Raw genomic sequence first — 24,857 nt, 5'->3', positions numbered from 1 at the left:
TCGCACCTGAGCTGGGGAGACATCGATGGACGAGGCGCGGGCCCGGGAGATCCTGGCCGCCGCGGGACTGCCGGCGGCCGGGGCCGAACTGCTGGCGCTGGGCGAGAACGCGGTCTTCGCGGCGGGCGGCCTGGTGGTGAAGGTCGGCCGCGACGCCGAGCTGCTCGACCGCGCCGAGCGGGAGCTGGCGCTGGCCGGCTGGCTGGCGGACGCGGGCGTGCCGGCGGTCCGCGCGGCCGAGCCGAAGGCCCGGCTGGTGGACGGGCATCCGGTCACGCTCTGGCACCGGCTGCCCGGGGCGGTTCGCCCGGCCGAGCCGCGCGACCTCGCCCCGCTGCTGCGGCAGGTGCACGCGCTGCCCGAGCCGGCGGGCCTCATGCTGCCGCGCCGCGAACTGCTCGGCGGGGTCGAGCGCTGGCTGCGGCTGGCCGGCGGGGCGATCGACCCGGCGGACGCTGCTTTCCTGCGGGAGCGGCGGGACTCCTTCGCCCCGGCGGCCGCCGCGCTCACCCCGCATCTGGCGCCGGGCCCGATCCACGGCGACGCGCTCCCCCGCAATGTGCACGTCGGCCCGGACGGGCCGGTCCTGGTCGACCTGGAGACCTTCTCGTCGGATCTGCGGGAACACGATCTGGTGGTGCTGGCGCTCTCCCGCGACCGGTACGGCCTCGACCCGGCGGCGTACGACACGTTCACCGCGGCGTACGGCTGGGACGTGCGGGAGTGGGAGGGCTGCGCCGTGCTGCGCGGGGCACGGGAGACGGCGAGCTGTGCCTGGGTGGCCCAGCACGCGCCGGCGAACCCGAAGGCGCTGGCCGAGTTCGAGCGGCGGGTGGCCTCACTGCGGGACGGCGACCCCGAGGTGCGCTGGTATCCGTTCTGACATCATGGCCGGGACCGAATTTCCTTGCCGGGACGGGGTGTTGCGATGCGTATGGAACTGTCCGAGGTGACGCTGGACGTCGAGGTGAGCGGCGAGGGACCGGCGGTACTGCTGGTCCACGGCTTCCCCGACTCGCACGAGCTCTGGCGCCATCAGGTGGCCGCGCTCAACGCGGCCGGGTACCGCACGATCGCCCCCACCCTGCGGGGCTTCGGCGGCTCGCAGCGACCGGAGGGCGGACCGGAGGCGTACCACCCGGCGAAGCACGTCGGCGATCTGCTGGAGCTGCTGGCCCGGCTCGACGTCGACCGATTCCATCTGGTCGGCCACGACTGGGGCTCGGGCATCGCGCAGGGTCTGGCGCAGACCGTGCCGGACCGGGTCGCGAGCCTGAGCATCCTGTCGGTGGGGCACTGGGCGTCGGTCCAGGACGCGGGCTGGGAGCAGAAGCAGCTGTCCTGGTACATGCTGCTGTTCCAGTTCGCCGGCGTGGCCGAGGACTGGATGACCCGGGACGGCTGGGCCAACCTCCAGGAGATGCTGGGCGAGCATGCCGACGCGGAGGCGGTCCTGGAAACGCTCAAGGAGCCCGGCGCGCTGACCGCCGCCCTGAACATCTACCGTGCGGCACTGTCGCCGGAGCAGATGTTCGCCCCGGTGCACGAGCCGCAGCCGCTGCCCGGCCCGGTCATGGGCGTGTGGAGCACGGGCGACCGGTTCCTCACCGAGCAGTCGATGACCGGCACCGCGAAGCACGTGGAGGGAACCTGGCGCTACGAGCGGGTCGAGGGCGCGGGCCACTGGCTCCAGCTGGACGCCCCGGAGCGGCTGAACGCCCTGCTCCTGGACTTCCTCGCGGAGCACCCGATCGGCTGACCGGGCTCAGTTCGCGGCGGGGACCGGCTCCCGAAGCGGCCACGACGGGTCGACGACCGCGTCCGGGTCTCCCTTTCTACGCAGGAAGGCCTGGAAGTCCTCGGCCCGTTCGCGGTACCAGGAGATCTGCCGTTCGTGCAGCTCGGCGGGGGCCAGGGCGGCCACCGCCGGGTGCCGCTCGGCTATCGCCACCGCGACCCGGACCGCCGCGAGCGCGTCCGCAGCCGCCTGGTGGGCCGCTTCGAGGACCACGCCGTACTCCGCGCAGACCGCCTCCAGGGTGCGCTTGCCGCGCCGGTACCGGTCCACGGAACGGTCGATGGTGTACGGGTCGATCACCGGGCCTATCGCCCCGCCGAGCCGGTCCCGCAGCGAGGGCAACCCGTGCCGGGCCAGCTCGGCCTCCAGCAGGGTCAGATCGAAGGAGGCGTTGTAGGCCACGACGGGCACGCCCCGGTTCCAGTACCCGGTCAGGATCTCGGCCAGCTCCTCGGCCACCTCGCGCCCCGGCCGCCCCTCGGCGGCCGCCCGCTCGCTGGTGATGCCGTGGATGGCGGACGCCTGCTCCGGGATCCGGATGCCCGGGTCGGCGAGCCAGTCGCGCTGCTGCGCCACCCGGCCGCCCTCGACACCCACGACGGAGGCCGTCACGATCCGCGCCTCCTGCGGATCGGTGCCGGTCGTCTCCAGGTCGAAGCCGACCAGCAATTCCCCATGCCAGGCCATCGGGTCCTCCTTACGTGTACTCCCCCGTTGGTGAATTCACCCTCGCACGGGCCACTGACAACGCCCCCGGAGCGACCGATCACGCCAGGGACAGAAGCGGACAAAGCATCAGGAAACCGGACGGGAGTCGAGCCAGACCGACTCGAACTCCTCCCGGTAGGTGGGGAAGAGTCCGGGTTCCCCCAACCCCCCCGAACCACTCAGCCGCCCGTCCCGGAGCACGTTCCGCCCGCCGCCGCGCAGCACCAGCACCGGGGCCTCCATGCCCCGCGCCCGGCGCAGATAGGACTGCACGACCGCGATCCCGTCCGGCCCGTCGCCGTCCACCAGATATGCCGTGAACCGCGGGGTCTCGTCGAAGACGTGGATCTGGAAGGCGCCCGGATCGCGCAGCTTGGAGCGCACCCGCCGCATATGGAGGATGTTCATCTCCACCGAGCGGCTCAGCTCGCCCTTCTTCAGCCCCAGTTCCCGCTCGCGCCGCTTGACCGCGCTGCTCGCCGGGTTGAGGAACAACAGCCGTATCCGGCAGCCGGACTCGGCGAGCCGCACCATCCGCCGCCCGGAGAAGTTCTGCACCAGCAGGTTCAGGCCTATGCCCGTGGCGTCGAGCCGGCGCGCCCCGCCGAACAGGTCCTCGGCCGGCAGCTGCCGCTGCAGCCGCACCCGGTCGGGGTGGACCTGGACCACGTCCGCGTACCGGTCCCCCACCAGGTCCTCGACCGCGTCGACCGGCAGCCGGTCGGCCGACGGCACGTCCGCGCCGGTGCCCAGGATCTCCAGCAGCCGGGCCGAGGCCCGCTCCGACTGGGCCAGCACGGTCAGCGACAGGGCCCGGTTGCGGGAGACCACGTTGCGCGCGACCTCCAGCTCGTCGAGGGCCAGCTCCACATCGCGCCGGTCGTCGAAGTACGGCTCGAAGCAGGGCCAGTGCTGCACCATCAGCTCCCGCAGCTGCGGAAGCGTCAGGAAGCTCAGCACGTTGTCGTCCGCCGGGTCGAGCAGATAGCCCTTGCGGCGGGACACCTCGCGCACCGCGACCGCCCGCTGCACCCACTCCTGCCCGGCCGGGCCGGCCGCCGCCACCACCCAGTCGTCGCCGTGCACCGGCTCGTACACCGGGCGCAGCACGGCCGCGACCACGGCCCGCAGCCGCTGCTCGACGAGATTCAGCCAGATGTAGGCGCGGCCGGCCCGCTGGGCGCGGGTGCGCACCTCGCTCCAGGCCTCCGCGCCCCAGTCGAGCTCCGAGCCGATCTCCAACGGCCGCACGAGCGGGACCGCGCCCGGCGGCACGGCGAGGACGTCAGGGTCGACAGGGTTCACGGGGTCCCCCTCGTGACCCGCGTCACCTGGGGGAAGCTCCAGACCTCCCGAGCTCACCCACGCACCGCCTTCTGCTCCTGGACGCCCGTTTTCAACGATCAAGGAAGGTTACTCCGGGATCAGGAGGCGGTGCAGCAGGATCGACAGGCTGAGGGTTCAACTCCCCTGCCAGGAAGGCATGTTCCGGCGGGCGAGTTCTCCCGGAGTGAGCTGATTCACCAGTATTCCTCCACCCGCGAGCGCATCACCCGTTCAGGGGAGGCAAGCGAACGGCGCACCATCCGCTTCTATCCGCGCCCGCCGCACCCGGCAGGGTGATGGCGACCATCACCGCGGTCCCCGTCACCGCCAGGCCCGTGCCCGCCACCACCTTCCCCAGATGGCGACGCACTTTTTCGCACACGTATCCCCCTCTGTCCCCCAATGGAGCGTTGGTCACCCGGTAGGACGGGCCGAAGTCCTAGGAGGTTGCGCGACTTTCCGGCAGGATCTGGCGGAAAGCCCCAGTACCCGGATCAGAAGTGGAAGAGTCGTATCTATGCAGGTCTGGCCGGGACAGGCGTATCCCCTCGGCGCCACCTACGACGGCGCCGGCACCAATTTCGCGGTCTACTCCGAGGCCGCAGCGCGGATCGAGCTGTGTCTGATCCACGACGACGGCTCGGAGACCGCGGTCGAGCTGCGCGAGACGGACGCGTTCGTCCGGCACGCCTATCTGCCCGGGGTGATGCCCGGTCAGCGCTACGGCTTCCGGGTGCACGGCCCGTACGCACCGGAGCGAGGGCTGCGCTGCAACGCCGCGAAGCTGCTGCTCGACCCGTACGCGCGGGCGGTCTCCGGCGCGATCGACTGGGGCGAGGCGGTGTACGGCTACCACTTCGGACGGCCGGACTCCCGCAACGACCTGGACTCGGCGCCGCACACCATGACCTCGGTGGTGGTGAACCCGTACTTCGACTGGGGCGACGACCGCCGCCCCCGTACGGACTACCACCGCACGGTCATCTACGAGGCCCATGTGAAGGGCCTGACGATGCTCCACCCGGACCTGCCGGAGGAGCTGCGCGGCACGTACGCCGGGCTCGCGCACCCGGCGGTCATCGGCCATCTCCAGGAACTGGGCGTGACCGCCCTGGAGCTGATGCCGGTGCACCAGTTCGTGAACGACCACCGGCTGGTCGACGCGGGGCTCTCGAACTACTGGGGCTACAACACCATCGGCTTCTTCGCCCCGCACAACGCGTACGCCTCCTGGGGCGACCGCGGCCAGCAGGTCCTCGAGTTCAAGTCGGCGGTGCGGGCGCTGCACCAGGCGGGCATCGAGGTCATCCTCGACGTGGTCTACAACCACACCGCGGAGGGCAACCACCTGGGCCCCACGCTCTCCTTCCGCGGCCTGGACAACCCCTCGTACTACCGGCTCGGCAACGACCCCCGGTACTACACGGACACCACCGGCACCGGGAACTCGCTGCTGATGCGCTCCCCGCACGTGCTCCAGCTGATCATGGACTCGCTGCGGTACTGGGTGACCGAGATGCATGTGGACGGCTTCCGCTTCGACCTGGCGGCCACCCTGGCCCGACAGTTCCACGAGGTGGACCGGCTGTCGTCGTTCTTCGACCTGGTCCAGCAGGACCCGGTGGTCAGCCAGGTGAAGCTGATCGCCGAGCCGTGGGACGTCGGCGAGGGCGGATACCAGGTGGGCAACTTCCCGCCGCTGTGGACCGAGTGGAACGGCAAGTACCGGGACTGTGTGCGGGACCTGTGGCGCGGCGAGCCGCGCACGCTGGCCGAGTTCGCCTCCCGGCTCACCGGGTCCTCGGACCTGTACCAGGACGACGGCCGCCGGCCGCTCGCCTCGGTCAACTTCGTGACCTGCCACGACGGTTTCACCCTGCGGGACCTGGTGTCCTACGACGGCAAGCACAACGAGGCCAACGGCGAGGGCAACCGGGACGGCGAGAGCCACAACCGCTCGTGGAACTGCGGGGCCGAGGGCGAGACCGAGGACATCGGGATCGTCGAGCTGCGGGCCCGGCAGGTACGGAACTTCATCGCCACGCTGATGCTGTCGCAGGGCGTGCCGATGCTCAGTCACGGCGACGAGTTCGGCCGCACGCAGGGCGGCAACAACAACGCGTACTGCCAGGACAACGAGGTCTCCTGGGTCCGCTGGCCCAAGCCGGGCTCCGAGGCCGACGGCACGCTCCTCGAGTTCACCCGGGCGATGGTGCGGCTGCGCCGCGACCACCCGGTGTTCCGGCGGCGGCGCTTCTTCCACGGCCGGCCGGTGGAGGGCACCCACGACGAGCTCACCGACATCGCCTGGTTCACCCCGGAGGGCGAGGAGATGACGGCCCGGGACTGGCAGGCCGCGCACGCGCAGGCGCTGACGGTCTTCCTCAACGGCAACGCGATCTCCGAGCCGGGGCCGCAGGGCGAGCGGATCGCCGACGACTCGTTCCTGCTGATGTTCAACGTCTCGCAGCAGGAGCTGGCGTTCGCGGTTCCGGACGACCACGGGCGGAGCTGGCGGATGGTGGTGGACACCTCGCACCCCGAGGGGATGCCGCCGCAGGAGGGACCGGAGGTGTCGGCGGGCGAGCGGGTGCCGCTGGCGCCGCTGAGCCTGACGGTGCTGCGCCGGCCGGCGTGACGGACGCCGGGCCGGCGTGACGGCCCGGACGCCGGGCTGGTGCTGCGGCCCGGACGCCGGGTGGTGCTGCGGCCCGGAGGTCCGGCCGGCTCACCCGGACGGGTGATGCGGGGCATCGGACGCATGAGCGGATGAAAGGTGCACCGCTTCGGCGGGTACGTACGTTCGTATGACGTCTGCCCCCTTCGCCACCTACCGGCTCCAGCTCCAGCCCGCGTTCCCGTTCGCGGCCGCCGAGCAGGCCGTGCCGTACCTGGCCCGGCTCGGCGTGTCGCACCTGCACCTGTCACCGGTCCTGGAGGCCGTGCCCGGCTCGACCCACGGCTACGACGTCACCGACCACCGGACCGTCCGCGCCGAGCTCGGCGGCGAGGAGGGACTGCGGTCCCTGTCGGCGACCGCCCGGGCCCACGGCCTCGGCCTGGTGACGGACCTGGTGCCGAACCACATGGCGGCATCGCCGCGGCACAACCACGCGCTGCGCGCGGTGCTGCGGGAGGGGCCCGAGTCGCCGTACGCCCGCTGGTTCGACGTCGACTGGGCGGCCGGCGACGGGCGGATCCTGCTGCCGGTGCTGCCCGAGCGGGTCGGCGGGGTGCTCGACGGGATGCGGGTGGCGGACGGGGCGCTGCACGTCGCCGGGCAGGAGTTCCCGCTGCGGGCCGGCACCGAGGGCCTGCCGCTGCCGGAGCTGCTGGACGCCCAGTGGTACCGGCTCGGCTGGTGGCGGCTGGCCCGTACCGAGCTGAACTACCGGCGCTTCTTCACCATTTCGGATCTGATCGGGGTGCGGGTCGAGGACCCGGAGGTGTTCGCCGCCACGCACGGCACGATCGTGGACCTGGTCCGGGACGGGGTGATCGACGGGCTGCGGATCGACCATCCCGACGGGCTCGCCGACCCGGACGGCTATCTGGAGCGGCTGCACGAGGCGACCGGCGGCTGCTGGACGGTCGTCGAGAAGATCCTCACCGGTCCGGAGCGGCTGCCGGCCGGCTGGCCGGTCGCCGGCACCACCGGCTACGACGCGCTGCGGCATGTCGACGGCGTCCTCACCGACCCGGCCGGTTCGGAAGAACTGCGCGATGTCTACCGGGAGTTCGCGGGTCGCGCCGGGGACCGCGGCGGCCACTGGGACGCGACGGCGCGGCGCGCCGCGTACAAGGTCGTCACCCACGAGCTGGCCGCGGAGACCGCGGCGCTCACCCGCGTCGCGGCCCGGATCTGCGCCGCCGACCCGGCGCTGCGCGACCACGCGCCCTGGGCGCTGCGGACGGCGGTGCGCGAACTGCTCGTACGGGTGCCGGTGTACCGCACGTACCGGAGCGGCGGCGAGGAGGTGCTGACCGAGGAGGCGGCCCGCGGAGCGAAGGCGGCGTTCGCGGTGCCTGAGGAGGCCACGGCGGTCGACCTGGTACGCGATCTGGCGCTCGGCCGGCTGGGCGACGGGCCGGATCAGCGGGCGTTCCGGGCGCGGTTCGCCCAGACCTCGTCGGCGCTGCGGGCCAAGTCCGTGGAGGACACGGCGTTCTACCGCTACACCCCGCTGCTCTCGGCGAACGAGGTGGGCGGGGATCCGGACCGTCCGGCGGTCACGCCGGACGAGTTCCACGCGTATTGCGCCCACCTCGCCCGCGACTGGCCGGCCACCGGCACGGTGCTGACGACGCACGACACCAAGCGCAGCGCGGACGTGCGGGCGGCGATCGCGGTCCTCGCGCAGTGCCCGGACCGGTGGGCGGAGCTCCTGGAGGAGGTCGCCGGGATCCCGGCCCCCGACCCGCATCTGGCGTGGACGGCCTGGCAGACCGCGTTCGGCTTCGGCGTCCCGGACCCCGAGCGGCTGGGGCCGGCGCTGCTGAAGTCGGTGCGGGAGGCGGGCCTGCACACGAGTTGGACGGAGCCTGACCCGGCGTACGAGAAGGCGGTGACCGAGTTCGTGGCGGCGGGGCCCGGCCGGATCCCGCTGCGGACGGCGTCGGAGACGGCCTTCGCCCTGGAGCCGCACATCCGGGCGCAGCTGCTGGGCGCGGCGCTGGTGCAGCTGACGATGCCGGGGGTGCCGGAGCTGTACCAGGGCACGGAGCGGGAGTACCGGGCGCTGGTCGACCCGGACAACCGGGCGCCGTTCACGGTCGGCGCCGACGACGAGAAGACCGCGCTGACCCGGGCGGCGCTGGCGCTGCGCCGGAGCCGCCCGGAGCTGTTCGGCGCCCGCGGAGGGTACGCGCCGCTCCCCGCCGAGGGCCCGGCGGCCGCGCACTGCCTGGCCTTCGTCCGCGGCGACGGCTCGGTCACCGCGGTCACCCGGCTCTCCCTGCGCCTCGTGGAGTCGGGCGGCTGGCGGGACACCGTACTGCCGCTGCCGGAGGGCGTCTGGGCCGATCTGCTGGACGGCGGCCGCACGTTCCCCGGCGGCGGGCCGGTCCTCCTGAAGGACCTGTTCGCGGACCGGCCGGTGGCCCTGCTGGAACGCCGCTAGCAGCGGGGCAGATTCACGGTCCCGTTGCTGAGCTTGGTGCTCGAGGCCCAGCCCTCGTTCTTCGTGCCCTCGGCGCGGGCGTAGATCCACTTGTTGCCGTAGGCGTTGGTGATGTAGCAGTGGTAGTAGAGCTTCACGCCGGTCTTGACCTCGCTCACGTGCCCGCATTCCGCGTACGGACCGGTGTAGAGGTGGGTCGTCGAGGCCACGGTGCCGTAGGCGTCGCTGCGGTTCTCATGGGCCCAGCCGGTGCAGGCGGTCGACACCGGGGTCGGCTTCGTCGCCGTCGGGGTGGGCCGGGGCTTGGCGGAGGCCGACGGGCTCTCGGCCGGCTCGTCGGCCGCGCCGCCGGGCTTCTTCGTCGGGCTCGGCTCCTTCTCGTCGTCCCCGTCGCCGTCCGGCTTCTTCGAGGCCGACGGCTTCAGGGACGAACTGGGCGAACCGTCGGGCGACAGACTGCTGCCATCGGTCGGCCAAGGGCCGTCCGTCGGCAGGTCGACGCCGGGCGGCGTCACCCGCGCGTCGTCCTCGGTGGTGCCGCCCTGCTGGGTCAGGGCGTAGGTGATGCCGCCGCCCGCGGCGAGGACCGCGACGGCCGCGGCCACGGCGACGAGGGTGCGGCTGCCGCGCTGCCGGGCACGGCGGGCCGCGGCGCGGCTCGTCTCGGGGGCGGGCACTCCGGCTCCGGGCGGGCCCGCGACCGGCGCGCCGTGCTGCGGGAACGCCGGCGGCACCGGGGGCTGGGGGTAGCCGTAGGCGGGCTGCGGCGTGGGCTGCGGAAACACCGGGGGGCCGAATCCGGGGGCCGGGGCCGCGGGATCAGGCGTGGGCACGGAGGTCGGGGTTGTGGACGCGAGGGGCGCCGTCCCTCCCGCGGCGACGCGCTCCAGCATGCCGCGCGCCTCGTCCGCGCTGGGCCGCCGCTCCGGTTCCTTCGCCATCAGCGCCTGCAGCACCGGCAGGAGCGGTCCGGCCCGGCGGGGCTCCGGCAGGGGCTCGGTGACGATCGCCGACAGGGTGGACCAGGCGGACGTGCGGCGGAACGGCGACGTGCCCTCGACGGCCGCGTACAGCGTCATGCCGAGCGACCAGATGTCCGAGGCGGGACCGGGCTCCCGGCCCTGCGCGCGCTCCGGCGCGAGGAAGTCGAGCGAGCCGATGATGTCGCCGCTGCGGGTCAGCTTGGCCATGGCCTCGTCGCCGGAGGCCTCCATGGTGGCGATGCCGAAGTCGGTGAGGACAACCCTGCCGCCGTGTTCCAGGAGCACGTTCGCGGGCTTGACGTCCCGGTGCAGTACGCCGACCCGGTGCGCGGCGTCGAGCGCGTCCATCAGCGCGGCGCCGATCGCCGCGGCCTCGCGCGGCTCCAGCGGGCCGCGCTCCGTCAGCACGTCGTCGAGGGAGGCGCCTTCGACGAGTTCCATGACGATGACCGGCAGGCCCTGCTCCTCGGTCACGTCGTGCACGGTGACCACGCCGCTGTGCCGGACCCGGGCGGCGGCCTGCGCCTCGCGCTGCATCCGGGTCCGCAGATCGGCCAGTTCGGCCGCGGAGGCGTCGGTGAAGGCCCGCAGCACCTTGACGGCGACCTCGCGGTTCAGCATCGTGTCCACGGCCCGGGCGACCACGCCCATGCCGCCGCGCCCGATCACGGACGTCACCCGGTAGCGCCCTCCGAGCAACTTGCCTATCAGCTCCGTGGCGTTCGCATCCCCCGCCGTCACCGCACGCTCCGATCCTCGCTGTTCATGTTCCGTCGACCCGGAAGCCTCCAGGGTAGAGGCACGAATGTGAGGGGATTGAGGCGGGCGTGCGCAGGTATGGGGACCGCACACGGTCGGAAACGCCCTAGCCGCCGGGCCGGACCAGGAGGCTGCGCGGGGCCCGCGTGATCAGGCCGGTGAACTCGGGGCGGAAGCCGTCCGCCCGGCGCAGGTTCGGCATGGCGTCGAAGAGCGCGCGCAGGGCGTACCGGGCCTCCAGCGCGGCGAGCAGGACGCCCGGGCAGGGGCCGGCGCCGTAGGTGAGCTGGCCGTGGTCGTCGCGGCGGTGGTCGTAGGCGTCCGGGTCGCGGAACCGCTCCGGGTCCCGGCCCGCCGAGCCGATCAGCAGCGCGACGGACGCGCCGGCGGGGAGGACGCCGCCGCCGACCGGGACCTCCGAGGTGGTGCGGCGCATCGCGATCTGGACGGGCGGGTCGCGGCGCAGCGCCTCGGTCCAGGCGCGGGCGACGACGTCGTCGGGGGCCTCGCGCAGTTCGGCGGCGCGGTCCGGGTCGTCGAGGGCGTGGGCCAGGAAGGTGGCGAGCGCCTTCTCCCGGACGGCGAGCTGGGCGGTGCAGCGGCCGGCGAGGGCGCTCGCGGCCCGGCCGCGGACCAGCCGCATCATGTCGCGGTAGGGCACGCCGGCCGCCGCGGCGACGGTGCCGGCGGGCAGCCAGTGGCAGAACTCGGCGACCAGGTCGACCTGCGGCCGCCCGGCGATCCGCCGGGCCAGCACGTACGCGGTCCGCTCGGCGACCGCGCGCAGTTCCGTGGCGTCCACGCCCTGGTGGCCGACGGCGCAGGGCGGGTCGCCGGGCCGGTGCCCGTGGCCGAAGCGGCCGTCGGTGAGGGCGGCGGCCACGTCCGCGTACCGGCTGAGCAGCCAGGCCCGCAGCAGCGGGTCGTACGTGAGCGGGAACTCCTCGCGCAGCGTGCGGTACAGCCGGTACGGGTCGCGGCCCACGCCCGGCTGCACGGGGCTGGGCGGCACGGTCCGCGGGACGGGCCCGCCGGGGGCGCCGGAGTGCAGGTGCTGCGTCATGCGGGCCCCCTGGGTTCGGTGCGGCCGCCGGGAGAACGGCCGCTCCGTGGCGGCACGCCTGGCCCCACCTCACCACCTGAGCGCGGCGCCCGCAGTCCGCGTTGCGCCGAACGGGTGAGGCCCGCGGGCGGCCTCAGCGCGTGGAGAGCGGCCTCAGCGCGTGGAGAGGGTGAAGCTCATCTGGCCGAAGCCCACGACGTCGCCGGCCCGCACGACGACCGTGCCGGTGACGCGGCGGCCGTTGACGGTCGTGCCGTTCGTCGAGCCGAGGTCGCGCAGCAGCCACAGGCCGCCCTGCTGCCCCAGCTCGGCGTGCAGCCGCGACACCGTCTCGTGGCTGAGCCTCAGCCCGTTCACCGGGTCGCGGCCGATCCGCAGCGGGTGCGGGCCCGGCTCGGGCAGCAGCAGCTTCGGCAGCCGCTCCGACGTCCAGGCGCGGCCGAGCCGCGCGGTGAACGCGGAGACCTTCTCGACGGCGCCGACGACCTTGCGGGTCCAGGTGCCCTCGGCCCGCAGGTCGGCGGTGAGCACCGCCAGTTCGTCGGGCCGGCGGGCCGCCAGGGCCTTCTCCATACGGAACAGGAAGGTGTCGTGCGAGAGCCGGCCCTGCGCCGCGCCCTCCCTGAGTATCACCAACGCCCGGTCCCGCTCGGCGTCGGAGAGCCGAGCGGACTGGGTGGGGAACTCGAAAGGGGTCGTCACAATCCAGATTGTCGGCCGGAACGGCCTGAAGTGTCCAGAAGCCAAAATGCGTACCGCCGTTCCGGGCGGCTTGTTAGGGTCACGCTCTCGACTTCCCTGGAGGAACCCCCTGTTGAACGCTGAACGTCTGTCCGTGCCCGACGAGCACGACGGACTCGTACTGCGCCCCCTGTCCGGACCGGAGGAACTGGATCTGTTCCTCGGCCTGAGCTACGTCCTGGACGACGAACTGGCCGGCGACCTGGAGACCGGACGGCGGCTGCCCGAGTGGATGTGGGTCGCGCTGCGCGACGGCCGGGTCGTGGCCCGGCTCGCCTGGTGGACCAAGGCCCGCGGCGGCGAGCCCATGTTCCTGGACTTCTTCGATCTCGACGCCGCCCTGCCCGAGGAGGAGCGGAGCGCGATCGGGCTGCGGCTGCTGCTGACCGCGACCGCCGCGGTCGTCCCGGCGGGCGCACAGCGCCCCGAGTTCGGGCGGTTCCTGCCCGCGGACTGGCGCGAGGACGACGCCGTCCGCGCCGAGCTGGAGACCCTGTTCGCGGTCCTGGAGAAGTCCGGCGCCCGGCCCCTGGTGGAGCGGCTGCGGCTGGAGTGGCAGCCCGGGACGCCGGTGCCGGAGCCGTCCGGCCGGCTGGTGTTCCGCCCGGTACGGGACCGTGAGGACCTGGTGGCGCTGATGACCCCGGTCATGGAGGGCACCCTCGACGCCCACGGGCAGGCGGACCTCGCGTCCGGTCTGTCGGCGCGGGAGGCGGCGGAGCTGCAGTACGACGAGGAGCTCGCGCAGTACACCACGCCCCGGGAGTGGTGGCGGATCGCGGAGCTGCCCGGCACCGGCGAGCCGGTCGGCTTCGTGATCCCGGCCCGCAACAACTACCACCCGATCATCGCGTACATCGGCGTGCTCCCCGCCCACCGCGGCAAGGGCTACATCGACGAGGTGCTGCGGGAGGGCACTGCGGTCCTGGCGGCGCAGGACGTGCCCCGCATCCGGGCCGCGACCGACGTCGGCAACGTGCCCATGGCAAGGTCCTTCGCACGGGCCGGGTACACGACGTTCCAGCGCGCGATCGACTTCGTGTGGGACGCGCCGGACGCCTCGGGTTCCTGACCGCGTGGCGGCGTCCGCTGCCAGGATGGGTCCCGTCGTGCTCCGATCCGTCGGCGAGGGGATCCACCAGTGCTGTTCGAGGTGTGGGCGCCGCACGCCCGCGACGAGGTCGTCCTTGAACTGGGCGGCGACCGCCGTCCGTTGACCCGGGACCCGGTGCGGGAGGGCTGGTGGCTGGCGGAGGCGGAGGCCGCCGACGGCGACCGGTACGGCTACGCGCTGGACGGCGGGCCGGTGCTGCCTGATCCGAGGGCGCGCCGGCTGCCGGACGGGCCGGGCGGCCGCGGCGCGGTCGTCGACCACTCCGCGTACGCCTGGCGGCACCCCGTCCCGCGCCGGTCGCTGCGCGGCGCGGTCCTGTACGAGCTGCACATCGGCACGTACACCCCCGAGGGCACGCTCGACGCGGCGGCGGCCCGGCTCGGCGAACTGGCCGAGCTGGGCGTCACGCACGTCGAACTGATGCCGCTCTGCCCGTTCCCGGGGGTGCACGGCTGGGGGTACGACGGGGTGGCGCCGTGGGCGGTGCACGAGCCGTACGGCGGGCCCGAGGCGCTGAAGCGATTCGTCGACACGGCGCACGGCCTCGGGCTCGGCGTGGTCCTGGACGTGGTGCACAACCACCTCGGCCCGTCCGGGAACCATCTGCCGGCCTTCGGCCCGTACTTCACCGACACCCACCACACGCCCTGGGGCGCGGCGGTGAACCTGGACGCGCCGGGCTCCGACGAGGTCCGCGCGTACTTCCTGGGCAGTGCGCTCGCCTGGCTGCGGGACTACCGGATCGACGGCCTCCGGCTGGACGCCGTGCACGCGCTCGCCGACACCCGGGCGCTGACGTTCCTGGAGGAGCTGTCCGCGGCGGTGGACGCGCTCGGCGCGGAGGAGGGCCGGGAGCTGTTCCTGATCGCCGAGTCCGATCTGGGCGACCCGCGCACGACCCGACCGCGCGCGGCCGGCGGTCTCGGCCTGCACGCCCAGTGGAACGACGACTTCCACCACGCCCTGCACACCGCGCTGACGGGCGAGGCGCAGGGCTACTACGCGGACTTCGCGCGCGCCCCGATGGCCGCGCTGGCCAAGACCCTCGGGCATGTCTTCTTCCACGACGGCAGCTATTCGGCCTTCCGCGGCCGGCACCACGGCCGCCCCGTCGACCGGGTCCGCACCCCCGCGCACCGCTTCCTCGGCTACGCGCAGACCCATGACCAGGTCGGCAACCGGGCCCTCGGCGACCGGCTCTCTGCGTCCCTCTCCCCCGGCCTGCTGGCCTGCGCCGCGACGCTCGTGCTGACCGGCCCGTCGGTGCCGATGCTGTTCATGGGCGAGGAGTGGGGCGCGCGCACGCCCTGGCAGTACTTCACCGACCACACCGACCCCGAGCTGGCCGAGGCGGTCCGGCAGGGCCGCCGGCGGGAGTTCGCAGCGCACGGCTGGGCCGAGGAGGAGGTGCCGGACCCGCAGGATCCGGCGACCCGCGACCGGTCGGTGCTGGACCGCGCCGAGCGGGAGCGCGAGCCCCACGACCGGCTGCTCGCCTGGTACCGCGAGCTGGTCGCGCTGCGCCACGCCCATCCCGATCTGACCGACCCGGACCTCGCCTCGGTGCGGGCCGCCTTCGACGAGCAGGCCCGCTGGCTGGCGTTCCGCCGCGGCGACCTGCGGGTCGTGGTGAACCTCGCCGACCGCCCGGCCGAGATCCCGCTGGGCGCCCGGCACCGGGTCCTCGCCGCCTGGGAGCCGGCCGAGGCGCCGGGTCCGGACGGGCTGCTGCGGCTGCCGGCCGAGTCGTGCGTGGTGCTCGCGAACGGCCTGTCGCGGGGGTAGCCGGGGCGGGACCCGGGGCTGCCGCCCCGGGTCCGCGCACCGCGTCAGCCCGGTCCGGGGTTCTCGGCGACGAGACGTTCCAGCAGGTCCTCGAAGTCGCTGCCGACGACGATCCGCAGCCCCTCGCCGTCCTCGTCAAGGTCGCTGAGCTGGGTGAGCGTGCCGTCGCGCCACCAGAAGACGTACGGGCTGATCGCGCCCGGGGTGTCCGCGTAGCCGGCGGCGGCGAAGGAGGCCATCGCGCCGAGCGCCGGGATGATCCCGGTGTCGCGGATGGGGTGGAAGGCGAGCTGGTGCCGGAACGGCATGGCGACCAGGGCTCCGTGTTCGGTGAGGGGTTCGCCGGTGACCCGGCGGACCACCGCGTCCAGGTCCAGGACCCGGCTGGCGGTGTAGAAGGAGTCCCCGAGCAGCACCTCGAAGCGCATGCCGTCGGAGTCCCGCACGGTCTCGTGGCCCTCGACGGGCAGCCCGCGCAGATTGGCGTGTGCCCGGTCGCGCAGCTGCTGGAGGTCGCCGAGGGGTTCCAGGGCCTCGTCGGTGAGCATCATGACGCTCTCCGGGAGGTCGAGCGCGAGGATCTCGTACAGGCCGGGGGCGACGCTGCGGGCGTAGCAGAAGGCCGTCGGGTCGATGCCGTCGGCGCCGACCACGCGCGGGTACAGCTGGGCCCGGATCTGCTCCGGGGAGAGGGTGTCGAGGGCGGACGGCGCGTCCAGGGTGCGCAGCACGCGCTCGACGTGCCGGCGGATCAGGTCCGGCCAGACGCGCGGTCCGCGGTCGTCGTTGTGGCAGACGGCGGCGAGGTTGCCGAGTCCGAAGTGCCGGTCGCTGTCGTCGCTCACCATGTCCGCGTAGACGGTCACTTCGAGGCCGTGCTCGGCGAACGCCTCACGGACGTGGCCGCGGAAGAGCGCCCCCTCGCGCTCGGAGAGGTACCCGAACTCGGCATCCCTCGGCGTCTCGTCCCCGTCCCGCTTCGCCCCGCGCCGGAACCACCCCACCTGCGCCTCCCATCGAGCCCTGTCGCCGCCGGCCACCCGCGCCGACGTCACCTTACCGAGGGGTGACGTACCCACGCGGGGGCGGAGTCATGGGTGGGTTCCGGCGCGGGCCGGTCAGGTCATGTGCACGACCAGGTCGGCGCGGTGGCGGCCGCGGGCCACGAGGCGGGCGTTCGGTTCGTCGGAGTCGTGGACCCAGCGGTCGGCGCGGGCGGGGTCCTTGCCGAAGCGGACATGGCGTTCGACGAGGCGGGGAATGCGGCGGCGGTCGTCGAGGTCCAGGTACCAGACCTCGTCGAGGAGCGCGCGGACGGCGGCCCAGTCGCCCTCGTCGTGCAGCAGGTAGTTCCCCTCGGTGACGACGAGCGGGACGCCCGCGGGCACGGGGACCGACCCGGCGACCGGCTCCTCCAGGGAGCGGTCGAAGGCGGGGGCGTAGACGGTCGTGCCGGGCTCGGGCGAGCGGAGGCGGGCGAGCAGTGCGGCGTACCCGGCCGCGTCGAAGGTGTCGGGGGCGCCCTTGCGTTCGGTTCGCCCGAGGCGGCGCAGTTCGGCCTGGGCGAGGTGGAAGCCGTCCATCGGGACGAGCACGGCGAGTCCGTCGAGGCGGGCGACGAGACGGCCCGCGAGCGTGGACTTGCCCGCACCCGGCGGCCCGGCCAGGCCCAGAACACGGCGGCCGCCGGGGACCGCGAGACGGCGGGCGCGTGCGGCGAGCTCGTCGAGCCGGGCGGAGTCCATGGGCGCCATTGTCGCTCCGCGGCCCGTCCGCCGGGGTGTCGGCGGTCGCTGTTACGTTCGGCGGCATGACGGATGCCCTGCTGAGCATGCTGCGCGCCCGGCCCCGGCTGGCGGAGCTGGCGGCGTACCCCTTCGAGTTCGACCTGGCCCGCGCCGAGCACGGCGAGGAGGTCGTCCTGGCCTCCGGGGCCTCGCTGGAGCCGATCGCCGGGGACGGCTCGGGCGGCACGTACTTCCTGTGCGGCGGGAGCGCGGTGCTCTACGCCTCGTCGGAGGGGCAGGCCGGGCTGATCGGGGAGAGCGTCACGGCGGCCCTGGAGGTCCTGATCGGGCTGCCGGGCTGGTGGGACGTGCTGGGACGGGACGCGGACGCGCGAGCGGCGGCGGTCGTCCCGTACGGCCCGGACCCGGAGGCGGCGCGGGCCGAGCTGCGCGCCGGCCTGGGCCTCCCCGAGCGCACCCCCGAGGAGCTGCTGGCCCGGCTGCACGGGGCGCTGCTGCGCACGGAGCCGGAGTACGTGCTGCTGAACGCGGTCGACGGACTGGCGTACGAGCTGCTGGACGAGCTGCCCCGCCCGACGCTGCGGGAGCAGGTGCTCGCGGCGGGCGTGGACGGCGAACTGCCGGACAAGGACGACGAGTTCGCCTGGATCGCGGCGGCCCTCGGCCGCGGCCTGCGGGCCGAGGCGCACATCCGCCTGATCCGTCTCCTCGACGACACCGGTCCCGACGCGACTCGCCTCGGCCGGATCGCGACGGGCCTGGAGACGGCGGGCGACCCGTCCCACGCCGCCCGCGCCCAGCGCCTGTTCCTCTCCCTCCAGGACACGGCCCTCGCCCGCGGCTCGGCCGGCCGCGCCCTGGCCCGCCTGGAACGCCTCGCGGGCGACCCGGCGGCGGCCCGCGGCGCGCTGGACCGCGCGGTGGCCGATCTGGACGCCCGCCCGGCGGACCACCGGCCGCCGGGTCAGCAGGAGCTGGACCTGGGTCTGCCGCCCGCACCCGCCGATGCCTCCGCCGAGAACTGGCGCCGCCTCGGCATCGGCCGCATGATCGCCGAGGAGTACCTTCACCTGGCCCTGGCCGAGGCCGCGGCCGGTCACCCCGAACCGGCCCGTACGGCCCTGCTGGAAGCCCGCGCGCTGCTCGACGCGCGTTCGTCCCCGTACGACGGCCTCGGCGACCTCGCCGGGCGTGCCGCATGGGCAGTCCAGCGCCTCGGGTGACCGAAACCGTCCCTTGCCTACCAGAGGTAACGCTGCTTACGGTCAACGGACTTGACGAACGGGAGGGAACCATGGAAAGCACCAGGCGAACCCAGGACGACGCCCCGACCAAGCCGGAGATCAAGAAGGTCGCCGTCCGGGACGAGGGCAGGAAGCGCGACCGGCTCACCATCGAGAAGCGGCCGGCCTCCTGAGCGGGCGGGAGCCGGTGTCCGGGGCGGTTTCCCCGGCGCCGGACGCCGGCGTCCCGTCCCGGCTGCGGGTCCGGCTCGTGACGATGCCCTGGCAGCCGATCGATCTGCCGTCGCTGCAGATCGGGCTGCTGCGCGCGCTGCTCGCCCGGACCCGGCCCGACGACGAGGTCCGCGAGTTCCACGGATCACTGCGCTGGGCGGAGTTCCTGCTCGACCGGACCGACGGACTGCTGCGGCCCGCCGACCACGTCGAGGTGGGCAGCGACTCGATCTTCGACGGGCTCGGCGACTGGGTCTTCTCCGGGGTGCTGTACCAGGACCCCGGCTGGGGCGTCGACCGGCTCGACGCGTACGCGGAGCGCCGCGGGATCCCCGTGGACAAGGCGCACGCGATGCGGGTGCACGCGGCCGAGTTCATCGACCGGAGCGCCGCCGAGATTCTTGCCGACGACCCGGACGTCGTCGGGTTCACCAGCACCTTCATGCAGAACGTCGCCTCGCTGGCGCTCGCCGCCGAGCTCAAGCGCCGCCGCCCCGGCATCGCCGTGGTGTTCGGCGGCAGCAACTGCGACGGGCCGATGGGCCACGCCCTGCACCGCAACCATCCGTTCGTCGACCATGTCGTGCGCGGCGAGGGCGAGTACGCGTTCCCCGCGCTGCTCGCACACCTCGCCGCCGGCACCGCGCCCCGCGACGTGCCCGGCCTGTGCTGGTGGGACGGCGGGGTCTCGCGGGCGAACGAGGAGTCGCGGCGCACGGTCGCCCCGGCCGACATCCCCTCGCCGGACTACGACGTGTGGCACGCGGAGGTGGAGGCCTCGCCCGTCGCCGAGTACGTCCGGCCCAAGCTGGTCGTCGAGGGTGCGCGCGGCTGCTGGTGGGGCGAGAAGCACCACTGCACGTTCTGCGGGCTCAACGGTTCGGCGATGGCGTTCCGCGCCAAGCCCGGCGAGCGGCTGTGGCAGGAGGTGGAGCGGCTCGTCCGGCGGCACCGGATCCTCGACGTCGTCACCGTCGACAACATCATCGACATGGCGTACTTCACCGACTTCCTGCCGCGCGCCGTCGCCGCCGACTGGGACCTGCTGATGCACTACGAGGTCAAGTCCAACCTGACACGGGAGCAGTTGGAGCTGCTCGCCCGCTCGGGCGCGGTGCACATCCAGCCAGGCATCGAGAGCCTGAACAACCGGGTCCTCGGCCTGATGGACAAGGGCGTCACGGGCGCGCGCAACGTGCGCACCCTGCGCGAGTGCGCGGATCTGTCGCTGACGTGCACCTGGAACTACCTGTACGGCTTCCCCGGCGAGACGGCCGCGGACTACGACCCGGTCGTGGCGCAGTTCCCCGCGCTGGTCCATCTCCAGCCGCCCGGCGGCGCGTTCCGCATCCAGCTGGAGCGCTTCAGTCCGCACTTCGCCGATCCGTCGCTGGGCTTCGCGGAGCGCCGGCCGGCCGAGATGTACGGGCACGTGTACGACCTGCCCGAGGCCGAACTCGCCGATCTGGTCTATCTCTTCGACACCCCGCCGCGCGGCCTCGGCGGCCCGGCCGAGCAACGGCTCGTCGCGGCGGTCGCCGACTGGCGGGCCGGGCACGCCGGTTCGACGCTGCTGCAGGAGACGGACGCGGACGGCGCCCTGCTGGTGCACGAGGGGCGTTCCGGCCGGCCGGAACGAACGTACCGGTTCACCGGCTGGGAGGCCGCCGCCTTCCGGCGGCTGGAGGACGGCCGTTCGGCCGGTGCGCTGCGCCGGCTGCTCGCCGAGGAGGGCCTGGAGGTGCCGGCGGAGCGGCTGGCGGAGTGGCTGGACGAGTGCCTGACGCTCGGGCTGCTGTTCTTCGACGGCCGCGCGTACGTCTCGCTGCCGTTGCGCCACGCCCCGATCGGCGCACCGGCGGACGACCCCGAGGCGGTGACGGTATGAGCCGTACGACGGCCACCCTCCCCCTCGGCGCGGGCGGCCGCGCGACCGCCGAGGCGGTACGGCTGCTGCGCGACTGCCAGAGCGCGGCGCGCACCCTGCGCTGGGGGATGGACACCGACGACCCGCCGTTCGACACCGCGCTGCTGCACCACCTGCCGCCGCCGCAGACCGGCGCGCCGGCCTGGCGGGAGCGGTACGCGTACGGGCTGCTGTACCACCGGCGCGGACCGGACTTCGTGACGGTCCTCGACCGCCGGGACCCGGCCGGCTCGGCCCGGTTCACGCTGGACGCGCCCGCGCTGGTCGAGGCGTTCCTGGCCGTCCAGGAGCCGGTGGAGCTCCACTCGCTGGACGCGGCGGTACGCGAGGCCGTGGCGCTGCTGGCGGAGGAGCGGCTGGTCCTGGTCACGGACGGCTGGGCGGTGGGCCTGCCGCCGCGGCTGCGCCGCTGGCCCGTCCCCTGCACGAGCGTCTGACCCGTGACCGCCACGCCCGGCCGGCCTCCGTCGGCCGCGGACACGGCCGGCGGCGCGGCAGGCGCGGGCAGACCCGCGCCCTGGCGGGAGCTGCGCCGGCACCGCCCGTTCCTGCTGCTCTGCGGCGAGCAGGCGGCCAGTTCGGTCGGCCGGCAGATCACCGCGCTCGCGCTGGCGCTGCTGGCGGTGACCCAGCTGGACGCGGGCCCGTTCGGGGCGTCGGCGCTGCTGGCGCTGACGTACCTGCCGGGCGCGGTGCTCAGCCCCTTCGCGGGGGTGCTCGCGGACCGGGCCCGGCTGCGCACACTGGCCGTCACGCTCACCGCGCTGCAGGTGGTCGTGGTCGGCTCGGTGCCGCTCGCCGGGGCCCTGGGGAGGCTCGGGCTGCCGCAGCTGTATGTCGTCGCGGGCCTGTCGGGGGCGCTGACCTGGACGCTGTCGGTGGTGCTGCAGGCCGCGCTGCCCCAGGTGGTCCGCCCGGGGCTGCTGCTGAACGGCAACGCGGCGCTGACCGGGGCGCGTACGGCGGGGCAGATCGGCGGGCCCGCGCTCGGCGGCGTCCTCGTCGGCCTCGTCGGGGCCTCGCCGGCGCTGCTGGCCGGCGTGGTGGCGTACGGCGTGGAGACGGTGCTGCTGTTCGCGCTGCCCGCGGCGCTGAACCGGCCGGCCGCGCCGGCCGCCGCCGGTCCCCGGTTCGCGGGGCTGTGCGAGGGCTTCGCGGTGGTGCGGGCGGAGCCGGTGCTGCGCCGGCAGGTGCTGGCGGGGGCGGGGTTCAACCTGGGCAGCGGGGCGGCGGACGCGCTGTTCGTGCTGTACGCGGGACGTGAACTCGCCCTCAAACCTTGGCAGTTGGGGGGCGTGTACGCGACGTTCAGCGTGGCCACGGTCGCCGGGGTGGTGCTCGCGGGCCGGTTCGCTCGGACGATCGGGCTGTACCGGGCGACCCGGATCTGCGCCCTGGTCGCCGCGCTCGCGATCTTCCTGGTCCCGGCGGCCTCGCTGGGGCTCGCCTTCCCCGCCCTGCTGGCGTACCAGCTGGTGTTCGGCGGTGCGGCGACGGTCTGGGCGATCTCGATGACCACGACACAACAGCTGATCGCCCCGCCGGGCCTCCAGGGCCGGGTCGCCGGTTTCGCGCAGGCGGCGCTGCTGACCACGGTCCCGGTGGGGGCGCTGTCGGGCGGGGCGCTGGCGTCCTGGCTGGGGAACGTGCCGGTGCTGACGGGCGCGGCGGGGGCGACCGTCCTGGCGGCGCTGTCGTTCTGGCTGCCGCACCGGCCGGCACCGCGCGGCTCGTGAGTGCCGCGGGCCGCCCCGTGTCATCGGCGACCGCCGCTGAGACACGGGGCGGATCACACGCGGTCACTGACCGCTCCTCACACTCCGGCGGTGGGCGAAGGCGCCCCGTCTCGGCGTTCACCCTGCTGGTCGCGCCCCGGGTCCGCGACGGCGAACTGGCTCTCGTGCACGGCAACCCCGATGCGGCGCACTCGTTCTCGTACACCGAGGACGGCGCGGCGGCGCTGGTGGCGGTCGGCCGCGACGAGCGGGCCTGGGGAAGGGCCTGGCACGCCCCGGTCATCACCACGACCCTGCGCCAGGCCGCGACCGGCCTCGCCGAACTCCACGGAGCGCCCGAGCCGCGGCTGGAGCCGCTCACCGAACGGGACCTGGCGCTGATGTCCTTCACCGATCCGCTGTGGCGGGAGTTCTCGGAGATGGGCTCCATGTCCGAGCGGCCGTTCCTCGTGGACGACAGCGACATCCGCGACACCTTCGGGCTCACGGCCTCGACGCTCCACGAGGCGCTGGCGGCCTGATCGGCGGTGGGCGGGCCGGAACCCCCGGCCCGCCCACGGCGTCCGTCCGCCCTTGCGTCGTAGGGTGAAGGCCGCAGCTGAGGGACGGGAGACCGAGATGGCCGGGACGACGCCGACCGAGGCGCAGGTGGCCGAGCTGACGGCCGAGCTGGCCGCCCTCGAGGACCCGAGGATCCGCGAGGTGAACGAGAGGCACGGCGACGACCACGGCGTGAACCTCGGCAAGCTGCGCGCGATCGCGAAGCGGCTGAAGACCGAGCAGGAGCTCGCGCGCGGGCTCTGGGCGACCGGCGAAAGCGCGGCCCGCCTGCTGGCCCTCCTGATCTGCCGCCCCAAGGCGTTCACCCGCGACGAGCTGGACGCCATGCTGCGCGAGGCGCGCACCCCCAAGGTGCAGGACTGGCTCGTGAACTACGTGGTGAAGAAGAGCCCGCACGCCGAGGACCTGCGGCCGGCCTGGTCCGCCGACCCGGATCCGGTCGTCGCGAGCGCCGGCTGGGCGCTGACCGCCGAACGCGTGGTGAAGAAGCCGGCCGGTCTCGACCTCGGCGCTCTGCTCGACGTCGTCGAGGCGGAGATGAAGGACGCCCCGGACCGGCTGCAGTGGGCGATGAACAACTGCCTCGCCCAGATCGGCATCGAACACCCCGACCAGCGCGCCCGCGCCCGCGCCATCGGCGAGCGCCTGGAGGTCCTCAAGGACTACCCGACCTCCCCGGGCTGCACCTCCCCCTACGCCCCGGTCTGGATCGACGAGATGGTCCGCCGCAAGGACGCCGGAACCACGTCCTGACGGCCGCCTGCGCTCCCGGGCCGTCGCACGTCCGGTCAGCCCGAAAGGGCAGCGGTGGGCGCGTGGGCGGTTGCCCTTGCAGGCGTGTGGCGGGGGCGCGGCGTGGCGCAGCATGGGGGCCGAAAGGGGTGAGGGCTCCGTGGTCAACTGCGGCGAGTGCGGGAACCGGTGCGCGCCGGGCGAGCAGTTCTGCGGATCCTGCGGAGCCTTTCTCGAATGGGCGCGGCCGGACACCCGGGCGGACGCTCCCCCGGCAGGGCCGGAGGCCGCCGCGCAAGGGGCGGAGCCGGCACGGACGGAACCCGTAAGGCCGGAACCCGTAAGGCCGGAACCCGCACGGCCGGAACCCGCACGCACGGAACCGGCCCGGACGGAACCGGCCCAGACGGAACCCGCAGCGCCGGAGCGCCGCCCAGCCGTCCCGCCGATGCCCAGTTCCCCGCCTCTGCGTGCCGTGCAGCCGCGCGTCGAGGAGCCCGGCCGTCCGGTGCCCCCGCCGTCCCGGGACCGGGGCGCGGCCGAGCCGCCGCTCCAGGCCGGCGACCTCGTCTGCGGCCGGTGCGGCAGCGGAAACGTGCCGACCCGGCGCTACTGCCGGCGCTGCGGCGCCTCCCTCGCGGACGCCCCCGTCGTACCCAAGGCCCCCTGGTGGCGGCGACTGTTCACCCGCCGCGCCGGGCGAAAGCCCGTCGCCGGGGAGCGGCCGCCGCGCCGGCAGTGGCGGCGGCCGCGGTTCGTCCTGCCGCTCCTGGTCCTCGTCGCCCTGGGCGCGGCCGGGTACGCCTTCCGTGGTGAGGCGGGCCGCGCTGTGGAGGCCGTACGGGACCGGACGTCGAAGACCGAGCAGGTGCATGCGACGAAGGTGACGGCGTCGAGTGCGCGCAAGCAGCACCCGGCCGCCCTCGCCGTGGACGGCACCACGGACAAGCACTGGACGCCCGCGCGGCCCGGAGCCGCCGAAGGGGAGTATCTGGAGGCCACGTTCGCCGCGCCGATCCGGCTGCTCGACCTCGTCGTGCATCCCGGCAGCTCACCGGTGGCCGAGAAGTTCCTGACGCAGGCGCGGCCCGGCAGCCTGTCGGTGACCGTGACCTCGAGCGACGGCCGGACGACCGTCCGGACCGTCCGGCTGGCCGACGTACCGGGCCCGCAGCGCTTCCACCTGCCCGTCAGCGACGCCGTCCGCGTCCGGCTGACGGTCCGGAGCACGTACGGGGCAGGGAACGAGCGGTATCTCGCCCTGGCCGAGGTGGAGTTCTTCAAGCGGCGCTGAGCGAC

General features: G+C 74.2%; 21 protein-coding genes and 1 pseudogene. 14 read left to right on the top strand and 8 right to left on the bottom strand.

The window, feature by feature from the left end; all coding sequences use genetic code 11:
• The first annotated feature begins 25 nt into the window (after positions 1-25).
• Positions 26-883 carry a phosphotransferase enzyme family protein gene (locus tag ACGFMM_RS27405; protein WP_393649119.1) on the top strand — a complete coding sequence of 286 codons (858 nt, stop codon included), beginning with the start codon at positions 26-28 and terminating at the stop codon, positions 881-883.
• A gap of 45 nt (positions 884-928) precedes the next feature.
• Complete coding sequence (locus ACGFMM_RS27400) at positions 929-1,759, top strand: alpha/beta fold hydrolase (RefSeq protein ID WP_393649118.1); 831 nt, start codon at positions 929-931, stop codon at positions 1,757-1,759.
• A 6-nt stretch (positions 1,760-1,765) separates the two neighbouring features.
• On the opposite strand, the gene ACGFMM_RS27395 is transcribed toward ACGFMM_RS27400, so the two are convergent.
• The 3 genes and pseudogenes from ACGFMM_RS27395 to ACGFMM_RS27385 form a co-directional block, all read right to left on the bottom strand.
• On the bottom strand, positions 1,766-2,485 hold the full coding sequence (locus ACGFMM_RS27395; RefSeq protein ID WP_393649117.1) for a 3'-5' exonuclease: 720 nt from the start codon (positions 2,483-2,485) through the stop codon (positions 1,766-1,768).
• A gap of 108 nt (positions 2,486-2,593) precedes the next feature.
• Entirely contained in the window at positions 2,594-3,868 is a 1,275-nt protein-coding gene (locus tag ACGFMM_RS27390) for an SAV2148 family HEPN domain-containing protein (RefSeq protein WP_393649116.1), read from the bottom strand.
• A gap of 223 nt (positions 3,869-4,091) precedes the next feature.
• A pseudogene (locus tag ACGFMM_RS27385) lies at positions 4,092-4,202 on the bottom strand (Tat pathway signal sequence domain protein); the annotation flags it as partial.
• 147 nt (positions 4,203-4,349) lie between these two features.
• Here ACGFMM_RS27385 and glgX point away from each other — a divergent pair.
• Both glgX and treY read left to right on the top strand, forming a co-directional pair.
• The gene (glgX, locus tag ACGFMM_RS27380; RefSeq protein WP_393649115.1) at positions 4,350-6,470 is read left to right on the top strand and encodes a glycogen debranching protein GlgX; all 2,121 of its coding nucleotides are present in this window, start codon (positions 4,350-4,352) and stop codon (positions 6,468-6,470) included.
• Between the two features lie 169 nt (positions 6,471-6,639).
• Positions 6,640-8,952: a malto-oligosyltrehalose synthase gene (gene treY / locus ACGFMM_RS27375; protein ID WP_393649114.1), complete on the top strand. Its 2,313-nt coding sequence runs from the start codon at positions 6,640-6,642 to the stop codon at positions 8,950-8,952.
• Here treY and ACGFMM_RS27370 read toward each other — a convergent pair.
• The 3 genes from ACGFMM_RS27370 to ACGFMM_RS27360 all read right to left on the bottom strand — a co-directional run bounded on the left by ACGFMM_RS27370 (position 8,949) and on the right by ACGFMM_RS27360 (position 12,459).
• Positions 8,949-10,676 carry a protein kinase gene (locus tag ACGFMM_RS27370; RefSeq protein WP_393649113.1) on the bottom strand — a complete coding sequence of 576 codons (1,728 nt, stop codon included), beginning with the start codon at positions 10,674-10,676 and terminating at the stop codon, positions 8,949-8,951. The two genes, treY and ACGFMM_RS27370, sit on opposite strands and share 4 nt — an antisense overlap.
• Before the next feature lie 124 nt (positions 10,677-10,800).
• Positions 10,801-11,757 (bottom strand): cytochrome P450, encoded by a 957-nt coding sequence (locus ACGFMM_RS27365; protein ID WP_393649112.1) that lies wholly within the window; start codon positions 11,755-11,757, stop codon positions 10,801-10,803.
• 153 nt (positions 11,758-11,910) lie between these two features.
• Positions 11,911-12,459 carry an FHA domain-containing protein gene (locus ACGFMM_RS27360; RefSeq protein ID WP_393649111.1) on the bottom strand — a complete coding sequence of 183 codons (549 nt, stop codon included), beginning with the start codon at positions 12,457-12,459 and terminating at the stop codon, positions 11,911-11,913.
• A gap of 112 nt (positions 12,460-12,571) precedes the next feature.
• On the opposite strand from ACGFMM_RS27360, the gene ACGFMM_RS27355 reads away from it, so the two are divergent.
• Together ACGFMM_RS27355 and treZ are read left to right on the top strand one after the other, a co-directional pair.
• Positions 12,572-13,570 (top strand): GNAT family N-acetyltransferase, encoded by a 999-nt coding sequence (locus tag ACGFMM_RS27355; protein ID WP_393649110.1) that lies wholly within the window; start codon positions 12,572-12,574, stop codon positions 13,568-13,570.
• Positions 13,571-13,639: 69 nt separating this feature from the next.
• A complete protein-coding gene (gene treZ / locus ACGFMM_RS27350) occupies positions 13,640-15,397 on the top strand; it encodes a malto-oligosyltrehalose trehalohydrolase (RefSeq protein ID WP_393649109.1) in 1,758 nt (585 codons plus the stop codon).
• A gap of 44 nt (positions 15,398-15,441) precedes the next feature.
• Here the strand turns inward: treZ and ACGFMM_RS27345 are convergent, their stop codons facing one another.
• Both ACGFMM_RS27345 and ACGFMM_RS27340 read right to left on the bottom strand, forming a co-directional pair.
• Complete coding sequence (locus ACGFMM_RS27345) at positions 15,442-16,401, bottom strand: hypothetical protein (protein WP_393649108.1); 960 nt, start codon at positions 16,399-16,401, stop codon at positions 15,442-15,444.
• Between the two features lie 114 nt (positions 16,402-16,515).
• Positions 16,516-17,151, bottom strand: a complete 636-nt coding sequence (locus tag ACGFMM_RS27340) for a nucleoside/nucleotide kinase family protein (RefSeq protein ID WP_393649107.1) — start codon at positions 17,149-17,151, stop codon at positions 16,516-16,518.
• A gap of 56 nt (positions 17,152-17,207) precedes the next feature.
• Here ACGFMM_RS27340 and ACGFMM_RS27335 point away from each other — a divergent pair, with 56 nt between their 5' ends.
• The 8 genes from ACGFMM_RS27335 (at position 17,208) to ACGFMM_RS27300 (ending at position 24,852) form a co-directional block, all read left to right on the top strand.
• On the top strand, positions 17,208-18,368 hold the full coding sequence (locus ACGFMM_RS27335; protein ID WP_393649106.1) for a hypothetical protein: 1,161 nt from the start codon (positions 17,208-17,210) through the stop codon (positions 18,366-18,368).
• 71 nt (positions 18,369-18,439) lie between these two features.
• Positions 18,440-18,562: a hypothetical protein gene (locus ACGFMM_RS27330; RefSeq protein ID WP_393649105.1), complete on the top strand. Its 123-nt coding sequence runs from the start codon at positions 18,440-18,442 to the stop codon at positions 18,560-18,562.
• 14 nt (positions 18,563-18,576) lie between these two features.
• Positions 18,577-20,490, top strand: a complete 1,914-nt coding sequence (locus ACGFMM_RS27325; protein ID WP_393649104.1) for a RiPP maturation radical SAM C-methyltransferase — start codon at positions 18,577-18,579, stop codon at positions 20,488-20,490.
• On the top strand, positions 20,487-20,966 hold the full coding sequence (locus ACGFMM_RS27320) for a DUF5825 family protein (protein ID WP_393649103.1): 480 nt from the start codon (positions 20,487-20,489) through the stop codon (positions 20,964-20,966). Before ACGFMM_RS27325 ends, ACGFMM_RS27320 begins: the two co-directional genes overlap by 4 nt.
• 3 nt (positions 20,967-20,969) lie before the next feature.
• Positions 20,970-22,265 (top strand): MFS transporter, encoded by a 1,296-nt coding sequence (locus ACGFMM_RS27315; protein WP_393649102.1) that lies wholly within the window; start codon positions 20,970-20,972, stop codon positions 22,263-22,265.
• A gap of 164 nt (positions 22,266-22,429) precedes the next feature.
• Positions 22,430-22,786, top strand: coding sequence for a hypothetical protein (locus ACGFMM_RS27310; protein WP_393649101.1), 357 nt, complete (start codon positions 22,430-22,432; stop codon positions 22,784-22,786).
• Between the two features lie 97 nt (positions 22,787-22,883).
• Positions 22,884-23,579 (top strand): DNA alkylation repair protein, encoded by a 696-nt coding sequence (locus ACGFMM_RS27305; protein ID WP_393649100.1) that lies wholly within the window; start codon positions 22,884-22,886, stop codon positions 23,577-23,579.
• Positions 23,580-24,006: 427 nt separating this feature from the next.
• Positions 24,007-24,852 (top strand): discoidin domain-containing protein, encoded by an 846-nt coding sequence (locus tag ACGFMM_RS27300; protein ID WP_393649099.1) that lies wholly within the window; start codon positions 24,007-24,009, stop codon positions 24,850-24,852.
• Positions 24,853-24,857: the final 5 nt, after the last annotated feature.

Source organism: Streptomyces sp. NPDC048604, assembly GCF_043199435.1.
Classification (GTDB): domain Bacteria; phylum Actinomycetota; class Actinomycetes; order Streptomycetales; family Streptomycetaceae; genus Streptomyces.
Note: the sequence above shows the minus strand (reverse complement) of the source record. Positions and strands in the feature narration are given on the sequence as shown.

Bases quoted from the DNA above. Each gene is read 5' to 3' on its own strand.
- ACGFMM_RS27320 (WP_393649103.1), top strand. From the start codon at position 20,487: ATGAGCCGTACGACGGCCACCCTCCCCCTCGGCGCGGGCGGCCGCGCG.
- ACGFMM_RS27335 (WP_393649106.1), top strand. From the start codon at position 17,208: ATGACGGATGCCCTGCTGAGCATGCTGCGCGCCCGGCCCCGGCTGGCG.
- ACGFMM_RS27405 (WP_393649119.1), top strand. From the start codon at position 26: ATGGACGAGGCGCGGGCCCGGGAGATCCTGGCCGCCGCGGGACTGCCG.
- ACGFMM_RS27365 (WP_393649112.1), bottom strand. From the start codon at position 11,757: ATGACGCAGCACCTGCACTCCGGCGCCCCCGGCGGGCCCGTCCCGCGG.
- ACGFMM_RS27305 (WP_393649100.1), top strand. From the start codon at position 22,884: ATGGCCGGGACGACGCCGACCGAGGCGCAGGTGGCCGAGCTGACGGCC.
- ACGFMM_RS27400 (WP_393649118.1), top strand. From the start codon at position 929: ATGCGTATGGAACTGTCCGAGGTGACGCTGGACGTCGAGGTGAGCGGC.
- ACGFMM_RS27340 (WP_393649107.1), bottom strand. From the start codon at position 17,151: ATGGCGCCCATGGACTCCGCCCGGCTCGACGAGCTCGCCGCACGCGCC.
- glgX (WP_393649115.1), top strand. From the start codon at position 4,350: ATGCAGGTCTGGCCGGGACAGGCGTATCCCCTCGGCGCCACCTACGAC.
- ACGFMM_RS27395 (WP_393649117.1), bottom strand. From the start codon at position 2,485: ATGGCCTGGCATGGGGAATTGCTGGTCGGCTTCGACCTGGAGACGACC.
- ACGFMM_RS27300 (WP_393649099.1), top strand. From the start codon at position 24,007: ATGCCCAGTTCCCCGCCTCTGCGTGCCGTGCAGCCGCGCGTCGAGGAG.
- treY (WP_393649114.1), top strand. From the start codon at position 6,640: ATGACGTCTGCCCCCTTCGCCACCTACCGGCTCCAGCTCCAGCCCGCG.
- ACGFMM_RS27330 (WP_393649105.1), top strand. From the start codon at position 18,440: ATGGAAAGCACCAGGCGAACCCAGGACGACGCCCCGACCAAGCCGGAG.